Annotated in this window: 16 protein-coding genes; 10 read left to right on the top strand and 6 right to left on the bottom strand. The window is 71.0% G+C overall.

The window, feature by feature from the left end; genetic code table 11:
- Nucleotides 1–319: 319 nt before the first annotated feature.
- Together dnaE and ACWD38_RS03820 are read left to right on the top strand one after the other, a co-directional pair.
- Nucleotides 320–3910: a DNA polymerase III subunit alpha gene (gene dnaE, locus ACWD38_RS03825; protein ID WP_184481321.1), complete on the top strand. Its 3591-nt coding sequence runs from the start codon at nucleotides 320–322 to the stop codon at nucleotides 3908–3910.
- A gap of 174 nt (nucleotides 3911–4084) precedes the next feature.
- Nucleotides 4085–5305 carry a cytochrome P450 family protein gene (locus tag ACWD38_RS03820; protein ID WP_450123296.1) on the top strand — a complete coding sequence of 407 codons (1221 nt, stop codon included), beginning with the start codon at nucleotides 4085–4087 and terminating at the stop codon, nucleotides 5303–5305.
- Nucleotides 5306–5455: 150 nt separating this feature from the next.
- Here the strand turns inward: ACWD38_RS03820 and ACWD38_RS03815 are convergent, their stop codons facing one another.
- Nucleotides 5456–7408, bottom strand: coding sequence for an arabinofuranosyltransferase (locus ACWD38_RS03815; RefSeq protein WP_450123295.1), 1953 nt, complete (start codon nucleotides 7406–7408; stop codon nucleotides 5456–5458).
- A gap of 220 nt (nucleotides 7409–7628) precedes the next feature.
- Between ACWD38_RS03815 and ACWD38_RS03810 the strand changes: the two genes are divergently transcribed.
- Entirely contained in the window at nucleotides 7629–8219 is a 591-nt protein-coding gene (locus ACWD38_RS03810) for a DUF2567 domain-containing protein (protein WP_246457045.1), read from the top strand.
- A gap of 16 nt (nucleotides 8220–8235) precedes the next feature.
- Here the strand turns inward: ACWD38_RS03810 and ACWD38_RS03805 are convergent, their stop codons facing one another.
- From ACWD38_RS03805 to ACWD38_RS03795, 3 genes are all read right to left on the bottom strand, one after another.
- Nucleotides 8236–9096: a hypothetical protein gene (locus ACWD38_RS03805; RefSeq protein ID WP_450123294.1), complete on the bottom strand. Its 861-nt coding sequence runs from the start codon at nucleotides 9094–9096 to the stop codon at nucleotides 8236–8238.
- Nucleotides 9097–9294: 198 nt separating this feature from the next.
- Nucleotides 9295–9972 (bottom strand): LON peptidase substrate-binding domain-containing protein, encoded by a 678-nt coding sequence (locus ACWD38_RS03800; protein WP_184481314.1) that lies wholly within the window; start codon nucleotides 9970–9972, stop codon nucleotides 9295–9297.
- Between the two features lie 63 nt (nucleotides 9973–10035).
- Complete coding sequence (locus tag ACWD38_RS03795) at nucleotides 10036–10692, bottom strand: NUDIX hydrolase (protein ID WP_221316656.1); 657 nt, start codon at nucleotides 10690–10692, stop codon at nucleotides 10036–10038.
- A gap of 141 nt (nucleotides 10693–10833) precedes the next feature.
- Between ACWD38_RS03795 and nadA the strand changes: the two genes are divergently transcribed.
- The 3 genes from nadA to nadC are packed head-to-tail and all read left to right on the top strand — an operon-like array spanning nucleotide 10834 to nucleotide 14314.
- Nucleotides 10834–11838, top strand: coding sequence for a quinolinate synthase NadA (gene nadA / locus ACWD38_RS03790; RefSeq protein WP_450123293.1), 1005 nt, complete (start codon nucleotides 10834–10836; stop codon nucleotides 11836–11838).
- Nucleotides 11835–13430 carry an L-aspartate oxidase gene (locus ACWD38_RS03785; protein ID WP_450123292.1) on the top strand — a complete coding sequence of 532 codons (1596 nt, stop codon included), beginning with the start codon at nucleotides 11835–11837 and terminating at the stop codon, nucleotides 13428–13430. Before nadA ends, ACWD38_RS03785 begins: the two co-directional genes overlap by 4 nt.
- Complete coding sequence (nadC, locus tag ACWD38_RS03780) at nucleotides 13427–14314, top strand: carboxylating nicotinate-nucleotide diphosphorylase (RefSeq protein WP_184481308.1); 888 nt, start codon at nucleotides 13427–13429, stop codon at nucleotides 14312–14314. The genes ACWD38_RS03785 and nadC overlap by 4 nt, the downstream gene beginning before the upstream one ends.
- A gap of 15 nt (nucleotides 14315–14329) precedes the next feature.
- Here nadC and ACWD38_RS03775 read toward each other — a convergent pair whose 3' ends face one another.
- A complete protein-coding gene (locus ACWD38_RS03775) occupies nucleotides 14330–15121 on the bottom strand; it encodes a carbon-nitrogen hydrolase family protein (protein WP_450123291.1) in 792 nt (263 codons plus the stop codon).
- Between the two features lie 91 nt (nucleotides 15122–15212).
- On the opposite strand from ACWD38_RS03775, the gene ACWD38_RS03770 reads away from it, so the two are divergent.
- Nucleotides 15213–15839, top strand: a complete 627-nt coding sequence (locus ACWD38_RS03770) for a GntR family transcriptional regulator (protein ID WP_184481304.1) — start codon at nucleotides 15213–15215, stop codon at nucleotides 15837–15839.
- Here the strand turns inward: ACWD38_RS03770 and ACWD38_RS03765 are convergent.
- Nucleotides 15811–17109 carry an MFS transporter gene (locus ACWD38_RS03765; protein ID WP_184481302.1) on the bottom strand — a complete coding sequence of 433 codons (1299 nt, stop codon included), beginning with the start codon at nucleotides 17107–17109 and terminating at the stop codon, nucleotides 15811–15813. The two genes, ACWD38_RS03770 and ACWD38_RS03765, sit on opposite strands and share 29 nt — an antisense overlap.
- A gap of 99 nt (nucleotides 17110–17208) precedes the next feature.
- On the opposite strand from ACWD38_RS03765, the gene ACWD38_RS03760 reads away from it, so the two are divergent.
- The 3 genes from ACWD38_RS03760 (at nucleotide 17209) to ACWD38_RS03750 (ending at nucleotide 20102) form a co-directional block, all read left to right on the top strand.
- The gene (locus ACWD38_RS03760) at nucleotides 17209–17886 is read left to right on the top strand and encodes a DUF2848 domain-containing protein (protein WP_184481300.1); all 678 of its coding nucleotides are present in this window, start codon (nucleotides 17209–17211) and stop codon (nucleotides 17884–17886) included.
- A 391-nt stretch (nucleotides 17887–18277) separates the two neighbouring features.
- Complete coding sequence (locus ACWD38_RS03755; RefSeq protein WP_184481298.1) at nucleotides 18278–18439, top strand: hypothetical protein; 162 nt, start codon at nucleotides 18278–18280, stop codon at nucleotides 18437–18439.
- A gap of 250 nt (nucleotides 18440–18689) precedes the next feature.
- Entirely contained in the window at nucleotides 18690–20102 is a 1413-nt protein-coding gene (locus ACWD38_RS03750; protein WP_450123290.1) for a DUF222 domain-containing protein, read from the top strand.
- Nucleotides 20103–20156 lie beyond the last annotated feature (54 nt).

The following is a 20156-nucleotide window of genomic DNA, read 5'->3' as shown; positions in this document are numbered from 1 at the left end:
CCGTCCGCAAGGGCGGAGAGTTCGGCGCGGGACTTCCCGAGCACGGTCCGCCGAGCTCGTCGCATTCGGGATCGATCACGTCCGGAGCCGATCCGCGGCGCGCCAGGGAGGGTCGCCGAGTGGATCGCGCCGTGGCGTTAGGCTGTCTCGGTCCGGCACCGCCGCGGCCGTCCCCTGTGGTTCTCGCACCGTCGATTCGACCGGTGTCGCGCACCCGCGATCCGAGACCGGTTCCCCCGGCCGGTTCGCGCGCCCGCGCCCAGGAGACGCCGCCGAACGGTCCGCGCTCGTTCCGGCCGATCGCGCAGGAGGATGCCCCGTGCCCGTCGATCCCTTCGTTCATCTCCACGTGCACACCGAGTACTCGATGCTCGACGGTGCGGCGAAGGTCGCCCCGCTGTTCGAGGAGGCGAAGCGGCTGGAGATGCCCGCGGTGGGCATGACCGACCACGGCAACATGTTCGGCGCGGACGAGTTCTACCAGCAGGCGAAGAAGACCGGCATCAAGCCGATCATCGGCATCGAGGCCTACATCGCGCCGAACAGCCGCTACCACAAGAAGCCGGTGTTCTGGGGCGAGGCCAAGCAGCGCGGCACCGACGAGTACGGCGAGGGCGGTGACGTCTCCGGCGCCGGCGCCTACACGCACATGACGATGGTGGCGCGCAACGCGACCGGGCTGCGCAACCTGTTCACGCTCTCCAGCCGCGCCAGCATGGAAGGCCAGTACCGCAAGCCGCGGATGGACCGGGAGCTGATCGCCGAGTTCTCCGAGGGGATCATCGCGACCACCGGCTGCCCGTCCGGCGAGGTGCAGACCCGGCTGCGGCTGCGGCAGTACAAGGAAGCGCTGCAGGCCGCCTCCGACTACAAGGACATCTTCGGCGCCGAGAACTTCTTCCTCGAGCTGATGGACCACGGGCTGCCCATCGAACGCTCGGTGCGGGAGAACCTGCTCAAGATCGCCGGTGAGCTGAACCTCAAGCCGCTGGCGACCAACGACAGCCACTACGTCACCGCCGACCAGGCCGAGTCGCACGGCGCGCTGCTGTGCGTGCAGTCCGGCAAGACGCTCAGCGACTCCAGCCGGTTCAAGTTCGACGGCGACGGCTACTACCTCAAATCCGCCGAGGAGATGCGGCAGTACTGGGACGAGGAGGTCCCCGGCGCCGCGGACAACACGCTGCTGGTCGCGGAGATGGTCGAGTCCTACGAGGACGTGTGGAGCTTCCAGGACCGGATGCCGCGCGTCACCGTCGAAGGCGGCCAGTCCGAGCTGGAGCAGCTGCGCGCCGAGGTCGAGGAATTCCTGCCCAGCCGCTACCCGGACGGGCCCAGCCAGGACGTGCTGGACCGGGTCGACGTCGAACTCGACGTGCTGGACAAGAAGGGCTACTGCGCGTACTTCCTCGTCGTCGGTGACGTGACCCGGTGGGCGAAGTCGCAGGGCATCCACGTCGGGCCGGGCCGTGGTTCGGCCGCGGGGTCGCTGCTGGCCTACATCCTGCACATCACGAACCTGGACCCCCTCGAACACGGGCTGATCTTCGAGCGGTTCCTGAACCCGGAGCGCGACTCCCCGCCCGACATCGACCTCGACTTCGACGACCGGCGCCGCGACGAGGTGCTGCAGTACGCCATCGACAAGTACGGTCGCGGCAAGGTCGCCCAGGTCATCACCTTCGGCAAGATCAAGACGAAGGCGGCGATCAAGGACTCCGCGCGGGTGCACCACGGCCAGCCGGGCTTCGCGATCGCGGACAAGATCTCCAAGGCGCTGCCGCCGCCGATCGCCGCCAAGGACATCCCGCTGTCGGGCATCGTCGACCCGCAGCACGAGCGCTACGCCGAAGCCTCCGAAGTGCGCAGCCTCATCGAGACCGACCAGGCCGTCTCGCAGATCTTCGACACCGCGCGCGGCCTCGAAGGCCTGATCCGCAACGCCGGCGTGCACGCCTGCGCGGTCATCCTGTCCTCCCAGGACCTGCTGGGCACCGTCCCGCTGTGGCAGCGCGACGACGGCTCCGTGATCACCGGCTGGGACTACCCGTCGTGCGAGGCCATCGGCTTGCTGAAGATGGACTTCCTGGGGCTGTCGAACCTCACGATCCTCGGCGACGCCCTGGAATCGGTGAAGACCAACCACGACCTGGAGATCGACCTCTCCACCCTCGGCCTCGACGACAAGGCCACCTACGAGCTGCTGGCGCGCGGCGAGAGCCTGGGCGTGTTCCAGCTCGAAGGCGGCGGCATGCGGGAACTGCTCAAGCGCATGCAGCCCACCGAGTTCGGCGACGTGGTGGCGGCCAACGCGCTGTACCGGCCGGGCCCGATGGAGGTCAACGCGCACCTCGACTACGCCGACCGCAAGAACGGCAAGAAGCCCGTCGAACCGATCCACCCGGAACTCGAAGAGCCGCTCAAGGACATCCTCGCCGAGACCTACGGCCTGATCGTCTACCAGGAACAGATCATGGCGATCGCGCAGAAGGTCGCCGGGTACAGCCTCGGGCGAGCCGACATCCTGCGCCGCGCCATGGGCAAGAAGAAGAAGTCCGTGCTGGACCAGGAGTTCGAGGGCTTCCGCGACGGCATGCTCGGCATGGGGTTCAGCGACGAGGCCATCGACAAGCTGTGGTCCACGGTCCTGCCGTTCGCCGGGTACGCGTTCAACAAGTCGCACGCGGCCGGCTACGCCCTCGTGGCCTACTGGACGGCGTACCTGAAGGCGAACTACCCGGCCGAGTACATGGCGGGGCTGCTCACCTCCAACGGTGACAACAAGGACAAGATGGCCGTGTACCTCGCCGAATGCCGCCGCATGGGCGTGAAGGTGCTCTCGCCGGACGTCAACGACTCCCGCAACAACTTCACCGCCGTCGGCTCCGACATCCGCTTCGGGCTCACCGCGATCCGCAACGTCGGCTCCAACGTCGTCGCCTCCATCTGCAAGGTCCGCGAGGAGAAGAGCCGCTACACCTCGTTCACCGACTTCCTCGACAAGTCCGAGACGGTGGCCTGCAACAAGCGGGTCATCGAATCGCTGATCAAGGCAGGCGCGTTCGACTCGCTCGGGCACACCCGGATGTCGCTGTCGCAGCACCACGAAGCCGCCGTCGACGCGGTGATCGGGCTCAAGCGGCAGGAGGCGCTCGGGCAGTTCGACCTGTTCGGCGGCGGTTCCGACGACGAGGCCTCCGAGGACTCCTCGCCGCTGGCGCACCTGCAGTTCACCCCCGAGGAGTGGCCGCGCAAGCAACTGCTCGCCTACGAACGGGAAATGCTCGGCCTCTACGTCTCCGCGCACCCGCTGGACGGGGCCGAGCGGTTGCTCGCGCCGTACCAGGACACCGGCATCGCCCACCTCGTCGGCGGTGAGCGGCAGAGCTCCGGGGACGGCAAGGACCAGTGCAAGATCGCCGGGATGATCTCGGGAATCCAGCGGCGCATCAACAAGAACGGCAGCCCCTGGGCGATCGTCACCCTCGAAGACCTCGACGCCAGCGTCGAAGTGCTGTTCTTCCCCAAGTCCTACGAGATGTTCGCGGACTGCCTGGTGGAGGACACCGCCATCGCCGTCAAGGGGCGCATCAACGAGCGGGAGGGCGCGATCAGCGTCTTCGCCTCCGACGCGCTGCCGGTCGACATCTCCGCGGCCGAGACCGACCCCGGCACCAGCCCCGCGTTCGTGATCAAGGTTCCGGCCAGCCGAGTGGACAAGTCCCTGGTCGGGGAGCTCAAGCGCACCCTGCGGGCGCACACCGGCGACGTCCCCGTGCACGTGAAGCTCAGCGGACCGCGCGGGGTGACGCGGCTGGCGCTGTCCAGCGACTACTTCGTGTCCACGGAGAACGGGCTGCAGGGCGAGCTCAAGGGACTGCTCGGCGCGGGCTGCTTCGAAGCGTTCTGAGCCGGTGAACCGAGGGGCCGTCCGCGTGCCGGGCGGCCCCTCCTCCGTCCCGTTCGGGCGGTTCGGGGCAAATGCGTGCGGACGGTCCGCAAGCGCCCGCTGCCGAATCTGAGGGATCTCTCAGCGCGGAACGAGTTGACTTGCCCGCGACAGCCTCAGACCCGAGGGGAAGCGATGCCCGCCACCACGGACAACTCCGCCCTGCCCGTCCTCGACGACGCGTTCATGCAGGACCCGTACGTGAAGTACGCCAGACTGCGGGCCGAAGCACCGGCCCGGCGCGTCCTCAGCCGCGCAGGCATTCCCGTGTGGGTGGTCACCCGCTACGCCGAAGCCCGGCAGGCGCTGTCCCACCCCGGGCTCAGCAAGGGCGTCGACGGCATCAAGAAGGCCATCGACGCCCAGGTGGAACCCGGCGCGCACCGCGTCGAATACGTCGACGACCTCCAATCGCACCTGCTCAACACCGACCCGCCGGACCACACCCGGCTGCGGAAACTGGTCCTCAAGGGCTTCACGCCGCGCCGCGTCGACGACCTCCGGCCGCGCATCGAAGAGATCACCGCGCGGCTCCTCGACGACCTCGCCGGCACCGCCGAAGTCGAACTGCTGGACCAGTTCGCCTTCCCGCTGCCCATCACGGTGATCTCCGAGATGCTCGGCGTGGAAGAGGACCGCCACGACGACTTCAAGCAGTGGACCACCGCGCTGATCAACGGCGTGGACGCCGACTCGGTGAACTCCGCCGGGCGCAGCATCGGCGAGTACATCGCGGAACTGGTCGCCCGCAAGCGCGTGGCACCGGGCGACGACCTGATCAGCGCGCTGATCGAAGTCGCCGACGGCGAGGACCGGCTCACCGAACCCGAACTGATCTCGATGGTGTTCCTGCTGCTGGTCGCCGGGCACGAGACCACCGTGAACCTGATCGGGAACTGCGTCTACGACCTGCTGCGCAACCCGCAACGGCTCGCCGAAGTCCGGGCCGACCCGGCGCTCGTGGACGACGCGATCGAAGAGACCCTGCGGCACGAGAGCCCCGTCAACCTGGCGACGATGCGCTACACCGCCGAGCCCGTGCGGCTCGGCGACGTGGAGATCCCCGCCGATGAACTGGTGCTCGTGGCCCTCGGCTCGGCCAACCGGGACGAGCGGCGCTTCGAACGCGCGGCGGAATTCGACCCGGCGCGCTCCGCGACCGGGCACCTCGGATTCGGCCACGGCATCCACTTCTGCCTGGGCGCCTCGCTGGCCCGGCTCGAAGCGCGCGTCGCGGTGCGGCGACTGCTGGAGCGGTACCCCGACCTGAGCCTCGGCGTGGACCCCGCCGAACTCCGCTGGCGGCCCAGCACCCTCGTGCACGGCCTGGAAGAGCTGCCGATCCGGCTTCGGTGACAGGAGTCTCCGCGAAGAGAACCGCGGCGGCATCCGGCTAGCGGAACTTCGGCGGCTTCCTCGTCACGGGATCGTTCCCCTCATGGCTCAGCCACGGGGAAACGCCGCCCGCACGAGGAAGCCGCCGGTGGTCTTGCTCGGTGACGCTGCTCAGCGCACGTTCTCGCGTACCGCGATGATCGTGTACGGGCCGACGTCGTGGCGTTCGAACTGCGGGCCGTCGAACACAGCCGGGTCGAAGTGCACGTCGTAGTCCCGGACGTTCGGCAACTGCGGGAACGCGTCGCCCTTCAAGTTCAGCGCCAGCTTCCCCGCGTTCTCGTCCGTCGGATCCGCGGCGCGCTCCCGGTCCGCCTCGGACGCCACCGGGCTCGCCGGGTTGCGCAGCACGAACACGTTCGGCGCGGTGAACTCGCTGCGCCGCAACAACTCCACCAGTTCCGGAGCGGTGCGAGCCTTCGTCCACCGCTCGATCTCCGCGGCGCGCTCGTCGTAATCGGCGAGCGGGTTCGCGTAGTGCGGGGTCTCCTGCTGGAAACCCCAGTACGGGCGGAACGACATCAGCTTGTAGTCCGTGCTCAGCAGCAGATCCCGCTGCGGCGGGCGGCCGGTGAGCCGCGAGATCTCGCGGTAGACGTCGTCGGCCCACGAACCGGTCTTCTCCGGATCGCGCGCGCCCTTCGCGTTGTCGCCGGTCGGGTAGTAGTCCTCGTAGGCCTGCTCCGTGGAGGTGGCCAGCGCGGTCCCGATGGCGCCCTGGGTCAACGTGATCGCGCCCAACAGCCCCAGCGCGCACGACAACGTCGTGATCCGCGCCGCGTAGCCGACGTCCACGCGGTCCCGGACCCACCCGATGAACTCCAGCAGGGCGAAGACCCCGGCCACCGCCAGCACCACGCCCAAGATCACGTTCAGCCGGAACGCCAGCAACGTCGTCTTCGCCACCAGCGCCAGCGTGGACAAGCCGAACCACGCGTAGATCGCGATAACCAAGGTCAGCATCGCGCCGGCGACCTCGCTGCTGCGGGCGCGCACGATCAACCAGGCGAACCCGGCCAGGCACAACGCGCCGAACGCGCTCGCGTCCGTCATCGGCACCGGCAGGAACGAACCGTCCTCCGGCAGGTAGTGCAGCGCCGCGCTGCGCGGATTGTCGGTGAAGACGTGCGTCGCCAGCACGTACGGCGCCCACACCAGCAGCGAGATGACGGCGCTGACGATGCCGATCGGCAGCAACCGCAGGAACATCCGCTTCGTCGTGGCCCACCCGGCCTCGCCGCGGCGCACCCGGGACACGCCCGCCACCACGGCCATCGCCACGATCAGCAGCACCGCGAAGCCGAAGTGCAGCGTGTAGGTGACCGCCGCGAAACCGACGTACCCGCCGACGCAGATCAACGTCCAGCGCGGTGCCCGCTGCTCGCGCCGCATCGCATGCCAGGTCAGCACCGCGATCGGAGCCAGCCACGCCGCCGACGGCCACGCGTAGGGCTCCTCGATGCCGTGCAGCATCCCCGCCAGCGACGTCACCACCGCGGCCAGCAAGGCCAAGCGCCGCCGCACCACGACGCTCCACAACGTGAACGCGACGACGCTCGTCACCGCCACCCAGATCAACGCGTAGGGCTTGTAGGCCGCCCAGCCCTCCCAGCCCAGCAGGTTCGCGAACCTGCCACCGAGCCAGAACCAGCCACCGGGGTAGTACGGGGCGGTGTCCGCGTAGTTCATGTCCGACAAGCCCCACGTCGACGCCATCCGCGTCATGTACTGCAAGCGGAAGCCGTTGTCGGTGGACGAACCGCCGAAGTAGTACCGCGTCGCCTGCAGCGGGATCGCCAGCGCCAGCGTCGTGAACGCCGACAACGCCGCCCACGTCCCGGCGAGTCGCACCGGCCGCGGGAAGCGGTGGCGGCCGAACGCCAGCAGGCCGAACGTGATCAACAGCACCAGGCCCGCGCCGAGCGAGGCCAACGCCTCCGGCGCGAAGCTCGGTTCGCTGATGCCCAGTCGTGCCACCGCGAACTGCAGGGCGAGGCTGATCACCGCGGCGACCGCCGAACCCGCGAGCAACTCGGAAACCGCGCTGCGCAGTGGAAGTCGCACAGCCGAATCCTGGCGCGGTGCATCGATCGGTCGGGGTCCGGTCAACACCGGACTCGGCAAGGTTCCCGCCACGTGATTTCGGTCCTTCGGCGGTGGGGGACAGGGCGCCCGCGCAGAATAGAGGATGCCCGCCGGGCGCCCGCGCCGCGCCTGGCCGGGTGCCGACGATCACCCGCTAGGGTGCTCAGCGCTTGCCACACCACGACAGGAGGGGCGGCTGTTGCCATCAGGAACGGTCGAGACCAGCGAAACACCCGAACCCGCTGAGCCGGTGCGGCCGTCCGAACGAGCCCACCGGGCGACGCGCGTCGCGGTGCGCACGGACCTGCTGCCCGCGCTGAGCACCCTGTCGCTCGTGGCGTTGCTCGGGTTGCCGCTGGGCTGGGTGTGGTCGCGGATCGCCCCACCGCAGGGCAGCGTGCTCGGCCGCGCGGGCACTCCGGTGCCCGCGCAGATCGTCGAGAGCTACCACGGCTTCGACGCCCTCGCGATGTTCCTGCTCGTCGCCTTCGGGACCGGACTCGTCACGGCCGCCGTGCTGTGGACCTTCCGCCGCCGTCGCGGGCCGGTGCTGCTGGTGGCCGCCGTGCTCGGCTCGCTCGTGTCGTCCTGGCTGGCGATCCGGATGGGCACGACCTTCGCCGCCGAGCTCTACCCGTGGCCCACCGGGCTCACCGTCGGCGACTCACTCACCGTGCCCCCGGAAGCACCCACCGCGTGGGCCGTCGTCGTCCAGCCCATGGCGATGGCGCTCGGCTACGGCCTGGCCGCCTCCTGGAACGGCTTCGACGACCTCGGACGACGCAGCTGACAGCGGGCTGCCGTGCTCAGCCCGCGGGGCGCAGGGACGCCGTCAGGCGGTCCAGGACGTCCGGGGTGATGGCGCCGGGAACGCCCTGGTCGGCGCCTGCGATGTGCACCACCGAGCTCTCCCCGTCGCCGTTGGTGGCCAGGGTGTTGATCAGCACGCTGGGCGAACCGCACGGGCCGGGCGCGGGGAAGACCGTGGCGACGACCTTGCTCGCCGGGATGCCGCCCGCCAGCTGCACCGGCTGGGCGGGGGAGAGCTCGATCCGCGCGTCCGGGCCGTAGGCGAGCTCGGCGAACTTGCGGGCCGTCTCGGTGGCGACCGCGGCGTCATCGGGCCCGCGCCGCGCGGTGGCCCCGGCGATCGCGCGGTAGCTGCCGCGCACCTCCGCGCAGAAGTCCTCCTGGTACACCGCGACGCCGGTCATGGTCACCGCGTCGTCCGGCTCGCCGAAGCCGACGACGTTGTCCGGAGTCTCCAGCGCCCACTCCAGCGGGGCGTCGTACACGGCGTGCCGATTCGGCACGGGCACCGCCTGCCAGCCCGGGACCACCGCTTCCGGCGGGGCCGCGGTGGCGGCCGAGGTCGGCTGCGAAGTCGGGGGCGCGGGGGCCGAAGTGGGGGCGGGCACCGGTTCGGGCCCGGCGCGCTCCTCGCTCCGCGAGCTCACGACGACCACCGCGGTCACCAGTGCGACGACCACCACGGCACCCGCGGCGACCGCCGCGATCAAGGGGCCGCGGTTGCGCTTCGGCGGGGGCGGCGGGCCGAAGCCCTGCTGCGCCCACTGGCCCTGCTGGGGGTGTTGGGGTTGCTGGCCCTGCTGGGGTTGCTGGCCCTGCTGGGGCTGCTGGAACGTGCCGAAACCCTGGTACCGCATGCCGCCTTGGTACGGCTGCTGCCCGACGTGCTGCGGTTGCTGCGCCGGACCCCAGCCCCCGTGCCCGCCGTGCTCCGGCGAAGCCCCATTTTCCGGAGAACCCCCATTTTCCGGAAAACCCCAGTTCCCCGGCCCACCAGGTGATGACATGGGGTGATCCTAGCGAGTGATCCGAAGCGCCCGGGCGGCCTTCGCGGATCAGTTCACGCTGGTCTGCTCCGCGAACTCCGCCAGCGGCGCCGGCACCGCCCGCAGTTCGCGCAGGAATTCCGCCTCGCGCACGAGCAGCCGGCGCACCAGCCGCAACCGGGCCAGTGGATCCGTCTCCGCGAGCAGCTCCTGGCGGTCGTCGGTGCTGAGCACGCAGTCCTCCGCCAAGGCGTAGGACAGGTCGGCCGGGTCCAGATCCGTCGCGGGGGCGTCGTAGCGATCTCCGCGCAGCCCGGTGCCGTGGTAGCGCTCGTGCGCGGCCCGGGCGGCGGCGTCCAGCCGACCGGTGAGGCGGGGATCCTCGGCGGGCTCGCTGTCCGGGAGCCACTCGACGCGGGCCATCAGGTACGGCGCAGCCTCCCGGTCGATCTGCAGCAGCCGGAACCGGTGCCCGCCGTCGGCGGTGATGTCGTAGCGGCCCTGCGGCAGCTGCTGGACCTGGCGCAGCCGCGCCGAGCAGCCCACGTCGTACATCGAGTCGACGTTGTCGTCGCCGACCTCCCAGCCCTGCCGGATGCCGACCACGCCGAAGCGGCGGTCCGGCACGACTTCCTCGACCAGGTCGAGCACCAGCTGCCGGTAGCGCGCCTCGAAGATGTGCAGCGGGAGGTCGGCACCGGGCAGCAGCACCGTGCTCAACGGGAACAGCGGGAGCGTCTCGGTCACAGCCGCCAACCTACGTCCCCTCCCCGCCCATCGGCCAGCACACCGGGCCCGCGGGTTCCGCCGCTACCCGCGTCCGGTGGGAGGGCGGAACACGGCGAACGGATCGGTGACCTCCAAGCCGGGGTTGGTGAACCGGAACAGCGCGGGCGGACGGCCACCGGACGGGCCGGCGGGCATGGTGCGGCCGGTGGGGGACAGGGCGCCGCGTCGGGTGAGAACTCGTTGCAGGTTGGTCGCGGCGACCTCGTAGCCCAGCGCGGCGGAATAGATGCCGCGCAGCTCCGAGATGGTGAACTCGGCGGGGGCGAGCGCGAAGCCGATGTTGGTGTAGGACAGCTTCGCGCTGAGGCGCGCGCGGGCGGCGTGCGTGATGCGCTCGTGGTCGAACGCGGTCGCAGGGGGCTCGTCGACCGGGTGCCACGCGGTGTCGGCGGGCACCTCCGGGTCCACGTCGGAGGGCACCAGCCCGAGGAACGCGGTCGCCACCGCCCGGTGCCCGGGAACCCGGTCGGGGGCGCTGAACACCGAGAGCTGTTCGACGTGGCTCAGCTTGTGCACGTCGACCTTCTCCGCGAGCTGGCGCCGGATCGAGGTCTCCACGTCCTCGTCTGCGCGGAGCCTGCCGCCGGGCAGCGCCCAGCGGTGCTCGTGCGGCGGCTGGGCGCGCTGCCAGAGCAGCACGTGGAGCCGTCCTTCGTGCGCGCGCAGCACTCCCGCCAGTACCTCGTGAGCTGCATCTCCCTTGTCCGCGCGATCGGCGGTGTTACTATGAGGCACGTTTTCGATTGTAAGGCGAAAACTGCTCGGTGGGCAAACACCGACATGCGCGCCGACGCGCGTGCCGGTGCTGAGGAGGAACAGATGGTGTTAGCCGAACAGCTCGTTCCGTACACGGGCGTGGAACCGGACGAGGCGTGGGCCCGGGAAGTCCGCGAACTCGCCGAAGAACGCGACGCCGTCGTGCTGGCGCACAACTACCAGCTGCCCGAGATCCAGGACATCGCCCACCACACCGGGGACTCCCTGGCGCTGAGCCGGATCGCCGCCGAGAGCGCCGCCTCGACCATCGTCTTCTGCGGCGTGCACTTCATGGCTGAGACCGCGAAGATCCTCAGCCCCGGCAAGAAGGTCCTCATCCCGGACGCCCGCGCCGGCTGCTCGCTCGCCGACTCCATCACCGCGGAGCAGCTGCGCGCTTGGAAGGCCGAACACCCCGGCGCCGTCGTCGTCTCCTACGTGAACACGACCGCCGAGGTCAAAGCCGAGACCGACATCTGCTGCACCTCCTCGAACGCGGTCGACGTGGTGCGCTCCATCCCGGCGGAACGGGAAGTGCTGTTCTGCCCCGACCAGTTCCTCGGCGCGCACGTGCGCCGCGAGACGGGGCGGGACAACGTCCACGTCTGGGCGGGGGAATGCCACGTGCACGCCGGCATCAACGGGCCGGAACTCGCCGACCGCGCGGCCTCGAACCCGGACGCCGACCTGTTCATCCACCCCGAATGCGGCTGCGCCACCTCCGCGCTGTACCTGGCCGGGGAAGGGACGCTGCCCCCGGAACGGGTCAAGATCCTCTCCACCGGCGGGATGCTCGACGCCGCCCGCGAGACCGGCGCCGCATCGGTGCTGGTGGCCACCGAGGTCGGCATGCTGCACCAGCTGCGCAGGGCCGCACCCGAGATCGACTTCCGGGCGGTGAACGACCGGGCCTCCTGCCGCTACATGAAGATGATCACTCCGGCGGCCCTGCTGCGCGGCCTGCGGGAGGAAGCCGACGAGGTGCACGTGCCCGCCGGCATCGCCGAACGCGCCCGCGGCTCGGTGGAGCGGATGATCAGCATCGGCAAGCCCGGGGGTGGCGAGTGACCTGGGAAGCACGAGCGGACCTGGTCGTCGTCGGCACCGGGGTCGCCGGACTCACCGCCGCGCTGCGCGCCCGCGAGCTCGGACTGCGGACCCTCGTGGTGACGAAGGATTCGGCCGCCGCGGGCAACACCGGCTGGGCGCAAGGCGGCGTCGCGGTGGTGCGACCCGACGAGCACGACGACGGCGACAGCGTGCAGCGCCACGTCGCGGACACCCTCACCGCCGGTGCGGGCCTGTGCGACGAGCAGGCGGTGCGGTCGATCCTCGCGGACGGCGCCGCGGCGGTCGACGGGCTCCGGGCGGCGGGCGCCCGGTTCGACACCGCGGGCGACGCGCTCTCGCGGACCCGCGAAGGCGGGCACACCGCGTTCCGGGTGATCCACGCGGGCGGGGACGCCACCGGTGCCGAAGTGCAGCGCGCGTTGTCGAGCGCGGTCGGTTCCGGCGGGATCCCGGTGCTGGAGCAGCACTGCGTCGTCGAACTCGTGCGCAGCGACGGCGGCGCGCTCGCCGGAGCGCTCGCGCTCGACCCGCACGGCAACCCCGGCGTGCTGCGCGCACCGGCGGTCCTGCTCGCCACCGGCGGATTGGGGCAGCTCTACGCGGCGACGACCAACCCCGACGTGGCCACCGCCGACGGGATCGCGCTCGCGCTGCGGGCAGGAGCGACCGTGGCGGACCTGGAGTTCGTGCAGTTCCACCCCACCGTGCTCTACACGCCCGACGCCGCGCGCGGACGCCGTCCGCTGGTCACCGAAGCGGTGCGCGGGGAAGGTGCGGTGCTGCTGGACACCCGCGGCCGTCGGGTCATGGCAGGCGAACATCCCCTGGAGGACCTGGCGCCGCGCGACGTGGTGTCGGCGGCGATCAACCGCAGGATGGCCGAGACGGGCGCGGGATGCGTGCTGCTGGACGCCACGGGCATCCCCGGATTCGCCGCCCGGTTCCCCACCGTCTTCGCGTCGTGCCGGGAAGCGGGCATCGACCCGCTGCGGGAACCGATCCCGGTGACCAGCGCCGCGCACTACTCGTGCGGCGGAGTCGTGTCCGATGTGGATGGTCGAACCGGAGTGGCCGGGCTCTACGCGGCGGGCGAGGTCGCGCGCACCGGACTGCACGGCGCGAACCGGCTGGCCTCGAACAGCCTGCTCGAAGGCCTGGTCGTCGGGGCGCGCGCCGCCGATGCCGTGGCCCGGGACCTGCGCGGCGGCCTGACCGCGCGCAAACCGGTGCTGCCGGCTGTTCCGGCGGCGGCCGTGGTGGACCGCGACCTGCTGCAGCGCACCATGACCCGCCACGCCGGGATCGGCCGCAGCGCCGACGGGCTCGCGGAGGCCGCCGCAACGCTGGATCGCGCAGGCGTCGTCCGTCCACTTCGGACTCGCGAGGCGGTGGAAGACGCCTCCCTGGCGCTCACGGCGCAGGCGCTGCTCGCCGCCGCCGCGGCCCGCGTCGAATCCCGCGGCAGCCACCGGCGACGGGACCACCCGGAACCCGACGACGTACGCTGGCGGCGCAGCGTCGCGCTGCGACTGGACGTGTCCGGCTGGCTGTTCCGCACCGACCGCGAACCCGTGAGGAGCGTCGCATGACCCTGTCCGAGGTGACCGCCGGACACCTGCGCTCCGCCGGCCTGGAACCCCAGGAGATCCGCACGCTGGTGCGCGCCGCCCTGGCCGAGGACCTGCGCTACGGCCTCGACGTCACCACCGAGGCGACCGTCCTCGTCGACGCCATCGCCGAAGCCGCCTTCCAAGCCCGCCCGGCCGGAGTCGTCGCCGGGATCCCGATCGCACGGGCGGTCCTCGACGAGGTGCTCGGCCCGGACGGCTACAAGGTGCTGCACAGCCGCGAGGACGGCGACATGATCATGCCGGGGGAGAGCGCGCTGAGCGTGCACGCCCCGGTTCGCGGACTGCTCACCGCGGAACGCACCGCGCTGAACCTGCTCTGCCACCTCTCCGGCATCGCGACCGCGACCTCCGAATGGGTGCGGGCGGTGGAGGGCACCGGCTGCCGCATCCGGGACAGCCGCAAGACCCTGCCGGGACTGCGCGTGCTGCAGAAGTACGCGGTGCGCTGCGGCGGCGGCGTGAACCACCGCATGGGGCTCGGCGACGCGATGCTCATCAAGGACAACCACGTCGTGGCCGCCGGGTCCGTGGTCGCCGCGCTGCGCGCCTGCCGCGACCACGCGCCGGAACTGCCCCTCGAAGTCGAAGTGACCACGGCGGAGGAGCTGGACGAGGTGCTGGCGGAAGGCGCCGAGCTGGTGCTGCTGGACAACTTCACGCCGCAGGACTGCGCCGACGCGGTGCGGCGCACCAAGGAGATCTCGCCGGGAACCGAACTGGAAGCCTCCGGCGGGATCACCTTCGAGGCCGCCCGCGCCTACGCCGAGACCGGCGTGCACTACCTCGCCGTGGGCGCGCTCACCCACTCGTCCCCGGCGTTGGACATCGGCCTGGACATGTGAGGTCGCGCGGAGGACTCAGAACCGCCGGTTGGACAGCACGGGGATGTTCGCGCGCGCCTGCTCCACCGCGGCCGGGTCCAGATCGGTGACCAGCACGTCGGGGGAGTCGGTGAGCTGCGCGTGCACGGTGCCGACCGGCGTGGCGACGGTGCTGTAGCCGATGCCGGTGGGCGCCTTGCCGCTCGGCTCGACGCCCGCGGTGCGCGGGTCCGCCTGCCCGCACGCCACGACCCACGACGTGCTGTCCAGCGCGCGAGCGCGCACCAGCAGCTCCCACTGCTCGCGCTTGCCCGCGCCCGAGCCCCAGGAGGCGGCGGTGACGATCACCGAAGCGCCCTGGTCGGCCAACGTCGTGTACAGACCGGGGAAGCGCACGTCGTAGCAGGTCGTGACCCCGACGCGCGTGCCGCCGACGTCGACGACCAGCGGGGCCGCGCCGGGAGCGACGGTGCGGGACTCGGCGAAGCCGAAGGCGTCGTAGAGGTGGATCTTGTCGTAGTGCGCGTCCACCCCCGGCCCGGTGACCAGCAGCGTGTTCGTGACCCTCCCGTCGGCCGCGGGGGTGAACATGCCTGCGACCACCACGATCCCCGCCTCATCGGCGAGCTTGCGGACCTCGGCGGCCCACGGGCCGTCGAGCGGCTCGGCGATCGGCGCCAGCGGGATGCCGAAGCAGGCCATGGTGGCCTCGGGGAAGACCGCGAGTTCCGCCCCCGCCGCCGCCGCGCGGCGGATACCGTCGGCGACCAGGTCCAGGTTCGCCTTCGGCTCCGGGGTCGACACGATCTGGCACAGCGCGATGCGCATGGGTTCCGCCTCTCCTCGGCTCTACACTGTTGTATACCAAAAATATGCAAGGGTTCCGGATCGAACCTGACCGCACCGCAAGGAGCCACCGTTGACCTCGGGCCGCCAGCTCGCCTACGACCACCTCAAGGACACCGTGCTGAGCGATCCCGCGATGCAGGGCCAGTTCGTCAACGAGCAGTCGCTCGCCGACGACATCGGCGTCTCCCGCACACCGATCCGGGAAGCCCTGCTGCTGCTCGCGGCCGAAGAACTGGTGCAGCTCGTCCCGAAGCGCGGCGCCTACATCGCACCCGTCGCGGGACGGCAGATCCGCGAGCTGTTCGAACTGCGCGGAATGATGGAGTGCTACTCGGCCCGGCGCACCCTCGAACTCGACACCGTCCCGGTGCCGGAGATGCGCGGTGAACTCGACCGCCAGCGCGCCCTGCGCGCCGACGACGACGCGAGGTCGTTCATCGACCTCGACCACCGCTTCCACTCGGCCCTCGTGCGGGCCGTGGGCAACGACATGCTGACCAAGAGCTACGACGGCCTGCGCGCCCGGCAGGTCCGCGCGGGCATCGTCGCGCTGTTCTCCGCGGAGAACAGGCGCAAAGCGGTCCTCGACGAGCACGACGCGATCCTCGACGCGCTGGCCGGCGGTGACGCCGCTGCCGCTCAAGCGGCGATCACCGCCCACCTGGACGCTACGCGGCACGTGCTGCTCGCGGGCTGATCGCCAACCCGACGAGGGTGACCACGCAGGTCGCCAGCAGGTAGCAGGCGGGCGCGATCCAGCTGTCGAAGTAGGCGAACAGGGACGTGAACAGCAGCGGGGCCAGCGCACCGCCGATCACACCCGCCAACGTGTAAGCCAGCGAGCAACCCGTGTAGCGCAACCGGGTGCTGAACTGCTCGGACACGAACGCCGCCTGCGGGCCGTACATCAACGAGTGCCACAGCAAGCCCACGATCACCCCGACCACCAGCATCGGTGCCGAACCCCCGCCGATCAGCGGGAAGAAGGCGAACGGCCACACCGCGCCGCCGAGCGCACCGATCGCGTACACCCTGCGCCTTCCCCACCGGTCCGAGAGCCATCCCGCCGCGGGGATCAACGCCAGCTGGCAGGTGGAGCCGATCATGACCCCGGCCACGGCCCAGCTCTGCGGCAGCCCGAGCTCCTTCGTGACGTAGGTGAGCACGAAGACGGTGAACAGCGCGTAGAGCACGTCCGGTCCGACGCGGGACAGGATCGCGGAGATCAACGCGCGCGGTTCCTCGGTGAACACCTCGCGCAACGGCGCGGCGGCCTGGTCGCCCTGCTGCTGCAGCTCGCGGAACACCGGTGTCTCCTCCAGCTTCACCCGGATCCACAGGCCGAAGATGACCAGGACCGCGGAGAGCAGGAACGCGACCCGCCAGCCCCAGGACAGGAACTGCTCGGGGGTGAGGCTCGCGGCCAGCGCCGCGAGGACGCCGTTGGCCAGCAGGTTGCCGGCGGGCGGGCCGATCTGGGCGGCCGACGCCCAGAACCCGCGGTGCCGTTCGTCGCCGAACTCGCTGGAGAGCAGCACGGCGCCGCCCCACTCGCCGCCGATGCCGACGCCCTGCGCGAACCGCAGCGCCACCAGCAGCACGGCGCCCAGCGCGCCCACCTGGCCGTGCGTGGGCAGCAGGCCGATGAGCACCGTGGCGACACCGGTGAGCAGCAGGGTCGTGACCAGCACCTGCTTGCGGCCGAGCACGTCGCCGAGCCGGCCGAACACGAAACCGCCCAGCGGCCGGGACAGGTATCCCACGGCGTAGGTGGAGAAGGCCAGCAGCGTGCCGGAGAGGGGGTCGTGGCTGGGGAAGAACAGGTCGCCGAAGACGAGGGCGGAGGCCACCGAGTAGGCGGCGAAGTCGTACCACTCCAGCGAGGTGCCGGACAGGGCGGCGACGAACGCCTTGACCAGGTCCTTGCGCGGCGGGCGTGTGGGTGTATCGGCGAGCGCTTGACTCATCGGCGGTTCCTTGTCGGGGAGTTCGTCACATCGGCTGGGTGTTCGGGCGAAGAAGTGATACGAACTGTATACAAGAAGTATGCTGATCGGGAGGGTCTGATGTTTCCGCTTCGTTTCGATGTGGCAGGCACGTCCGTCGAGGTGCCCGTGCGGACGCTGCTCAACGCCGGCTACGCCGGGCGCAGCCAAGACGACGTGGCCGCGCACGTCGCCGAACTCGCCGAACTCGGAGTGCCCGCGCCCACGCGCACTCCCTGCCTGTACCCCGTGGCGCCGTACCTCGCGATGCAGACCGCGGACGTCCCCGTGCAGCACGCGCGCACCTCGGGGGAAGCGGAATGGGCGCTGATCATCGCGGGGCCGCGCGAGGAGGACGTGCTGCTCACCGCCGCCTGCGACCACACCGACCGGGAGCTGGAGGTGCACGGCGTCGCCTGGAGCAAGCAAGCCGGGCCGGACGTGCTCGGCTCGCGTGCCTGGCGGCTGGTCGAGGTCGCCGACCGGATCGACTCGCTGACCCTCACCGCTGACGTCGGTGGCCGCCGCATCCAGCACGGCACGCTCGGGGAGCTGCTCACGCCGGTGTACTGGCTCGAGGAGCTGCGGAAGCTCGAACTCGCCGAGCCCGGAACCGTGCTGCTGTCCGGCACGATCCCGATGGACACCTCCGTCGACCAGTTCGCGGATTCGTGGCGGGTCGACCTGGGGGACCCGGCGACCGGCGACGTCGTGAGCTGCGAATACGCCGTCCGTCAGATGCCGGCGCCGATCGCGTAGCGAGACGGCGGGACCGCTCGGCCCGCCACGCCCGGCCGGTGCCGCACGATCGTGTCCGTCGTCGAGCGCAGCCGCCTTCGACGGAGGAGGACGGCCCCGCATCGACTCGATTCGACGGGCGCGGCCGGGTGCCGGTCGGCCCGTGGCGCTTGCCCTGCGGGCCCGCTCGCCGCCATGCTCGGCCGGGCAGGCGCGGTGTCGTGCGACGGCGTGGTCCCGCGGTGGCGACGAGATCGGCCGCCGGTGCACGCGGCACATCTGCACCTCGGCGATCAACCCGGCACGTGGTCCGAATGTGATCCGGACGATGTGGCATCGTGACTCCCTGCAAGTTCACGGCGCCCGGCCGTGAACGGTGCCAGGAGCAGCACACGACGAGTGGGAGACAGACGTGAGCGACAGCGGCGAGGGCACCACTTTCATGCAGTGGCGCGAGCGGGCGCAGTCGGAGGTCCAGGAAGAACGGCCGCAGCTGCGAGCCGTCATGATCACGGCCGCGGTCGTGGTCCTGGTCGGCATCATCGTGGGAGTCGTCGTTCTCCTGCTGTCCTGATCCGCTCAGGACGCCGAGCGGCAACACCATCCGGACGGTCCGCCCCGAGGGCGGTTCGGATGAACTGAGACGGCGTGGGCGCCGTTCCCGGAACGCGCCCATCCGCCGCCGGAGCAGCGGACGTCGCACCGGCAGGTGCGCACCCGCGAAGTGCTCCGTTCCACGACGGCCGGAACGACGTCGGATTCCGGCTGGATACAGCACGATCAAGTGATGACGAATCTGTGTTCGACTGGGAACACTGGGAGTCATGGAGCCCTTGGTCGTGCCGCAGCCCCCGGTGGGCGACGCCCCGCGCGTGCCGGAGCCGCGCGAAGAGACGCGTCGCGCTGGCGACGGCAGCATCGACGGTTCCGCTCCCGGCCCCGAACTCGGGCCGGTGATGGAGAACCTGTTCGACCGGCTGGCACGTCCTGCCGCTTCCCGCTCCGACGATGAACTGGTCGCGGGGATCCGCGACTCCGAATCCGTCGTCCGCGCCGCGATGTCGTGGCAGGCGGAGCTCATCGCCGAGTCCGAGCGGCGAGGCCTGCACAGCGAAGCGGGCGCGCGATCGATGCCGGTGTGGGTGCGGGAGCTGTTGAACATCGCGCGCGGCGACGCGCGGTCCCGCGTGGTGGTCGGGCGAGCGGTGGCCGAACGAGCCGAACCCGGTGGTGAACCGCTGCCGCCCGCGTTGCCCGCGACCGCCAGGGTCCTGCGGGAACGCGAGACGAGCCTCGCCCACGCCCAAGTGATCGTCAACGGCATGGAGAAGCTCCCGCCGCTGGTCGGGCCGGTGCAGCGCGCCGAGGTGGAGGAAACCCTCGCCGAGCAGGCGAAGGTGCTCTCACCGCGCGAGCTGGAGATCGCCGCCGAGCGGGTGCGGTACCTGCTCGACCAGGACGGCGCGCTGCGCGACGAGCGCAGGCAGGTCGAACGCCGCGAACTGCACCTGACCACCGATCGGGACGGGATGACCCTGCTGAAGGGCAGGCTGGACCGCGAGACCGGGGCGAAACTGCACGCGGCGTTGGAACCGCTCGCCGCCCCTCGACCGCAGGACTCCGGCCGTCGGGATCAGCGGACGGCCGGCAAGCGGTACGCCGATGCGCTGGCCGGTCTCGTGGAGATCGTGCTGGCCTCGGACGAACTGCCGCGCAGCGGCGGACAGCGCCCGCACCTGACGATCACCATCGCGCACGACCAGCTCCGGGAGTCCTTGGACGACGAGCGGTTCGGCGGGACGATCGAGACCACCGGTCAACCGATCACCGCGGAAACGGCGCGCCGCATCGCCTGCGATGCGGAGCTGTTGCCGGTTCTGCTGGACGGCGAAAGCCGCCCGCTCGACGTGGGGAGGGCTCGCAGGACGGCGCCGCCGCACCTGCGTGCGGCCCTGCTCGCGCGGGACGGGACGTGTGCCTTCCCCTCGTGCGATCACCCGCCCGGTACGTCCGAGGCGCACCACCTCCGCCACTGGGCGGACGGCGGGGCTACCGCGCTCGACAACCTGGTCATGCTCTGCGCCCACCACCACGCGGTTGCCCACGCGCACGGCTGGACGATCGAGCTGGACGCCGGACGGCCGGTGTTCACACCGCCGGCGTGGATCGATGCCGATCGAACACCCAGGCCCGGCAACCGGGCGCACCACGAACCACCCGACCTGGCCGCCCGATGAGGGCGGTCAGGCACCCCGGCGTGCTCGCCCAAGATCGACGAGGCGGTGCGACTC

This window comes from Saccharopolyspora sp. NPDC002578, assembly GCF_053592695.1.
This window is presented reverse-complemented; position numbering and strand designations above follow the sequence as displayed.

Coding starts and splice junctions, on each gene's coding strand:
- ACWD38_RS03765 (WP_184481302.1), bottom strand. CDS start 17,109: ATGAGTCAAGCGCTCGCCGATACACCCACACGCCCGCCGCGCAAGGAC.
- ACWD38_RS03760 (WP_184481300.1), top strand. CDS start 17,209: ATGTTTCCGCTTCGTTTCGATGTGGCAGGCACGTCCGTCGAGGTGCCC.
- ACWD38_RS03805 (WP_450123294.1), bottom strand. CDS start 9,096: ATGCGGTACCAGGGTTTCGGCACGTTCCAGCAGCCCCAGCAGGGCCAG.
- ACWD38_RS03820 (WP_450123296.1), top strand. CDS start 4,085: ATGCCCGCCACCACGGACAACTCCGCCCTGCCCGTCCTCGACGACGCG.
- nadA (WP_450123293.1), top strand. CDS start 10,834: ATGGTGTTAGCCGAACAGCTCGTTCCGTACACGGGCGTGGAACCGGAC.
- ACWD38_RS03775 (WP_450123291.1), bottom strand. CDS start 15,121: ATGCGCATCGCGCTGTGCCAGATCGTGTCGACCCCGGAGCCGAAGGCG.
- ACWD38_RS03750 (WP_450123290.1), top strand. CDS start 18,690: ATGGAGCCCTTGGTCGTGCCGCAGCCCCCGGTGGGCGACGCCCCGCGC.
- nadC (WP_184481308.1), top strand. CDS start 13,427: ATGACCCTGTCCGAGGTGACCGCCGGACACCTGCGCTCCGCCGGCCTG.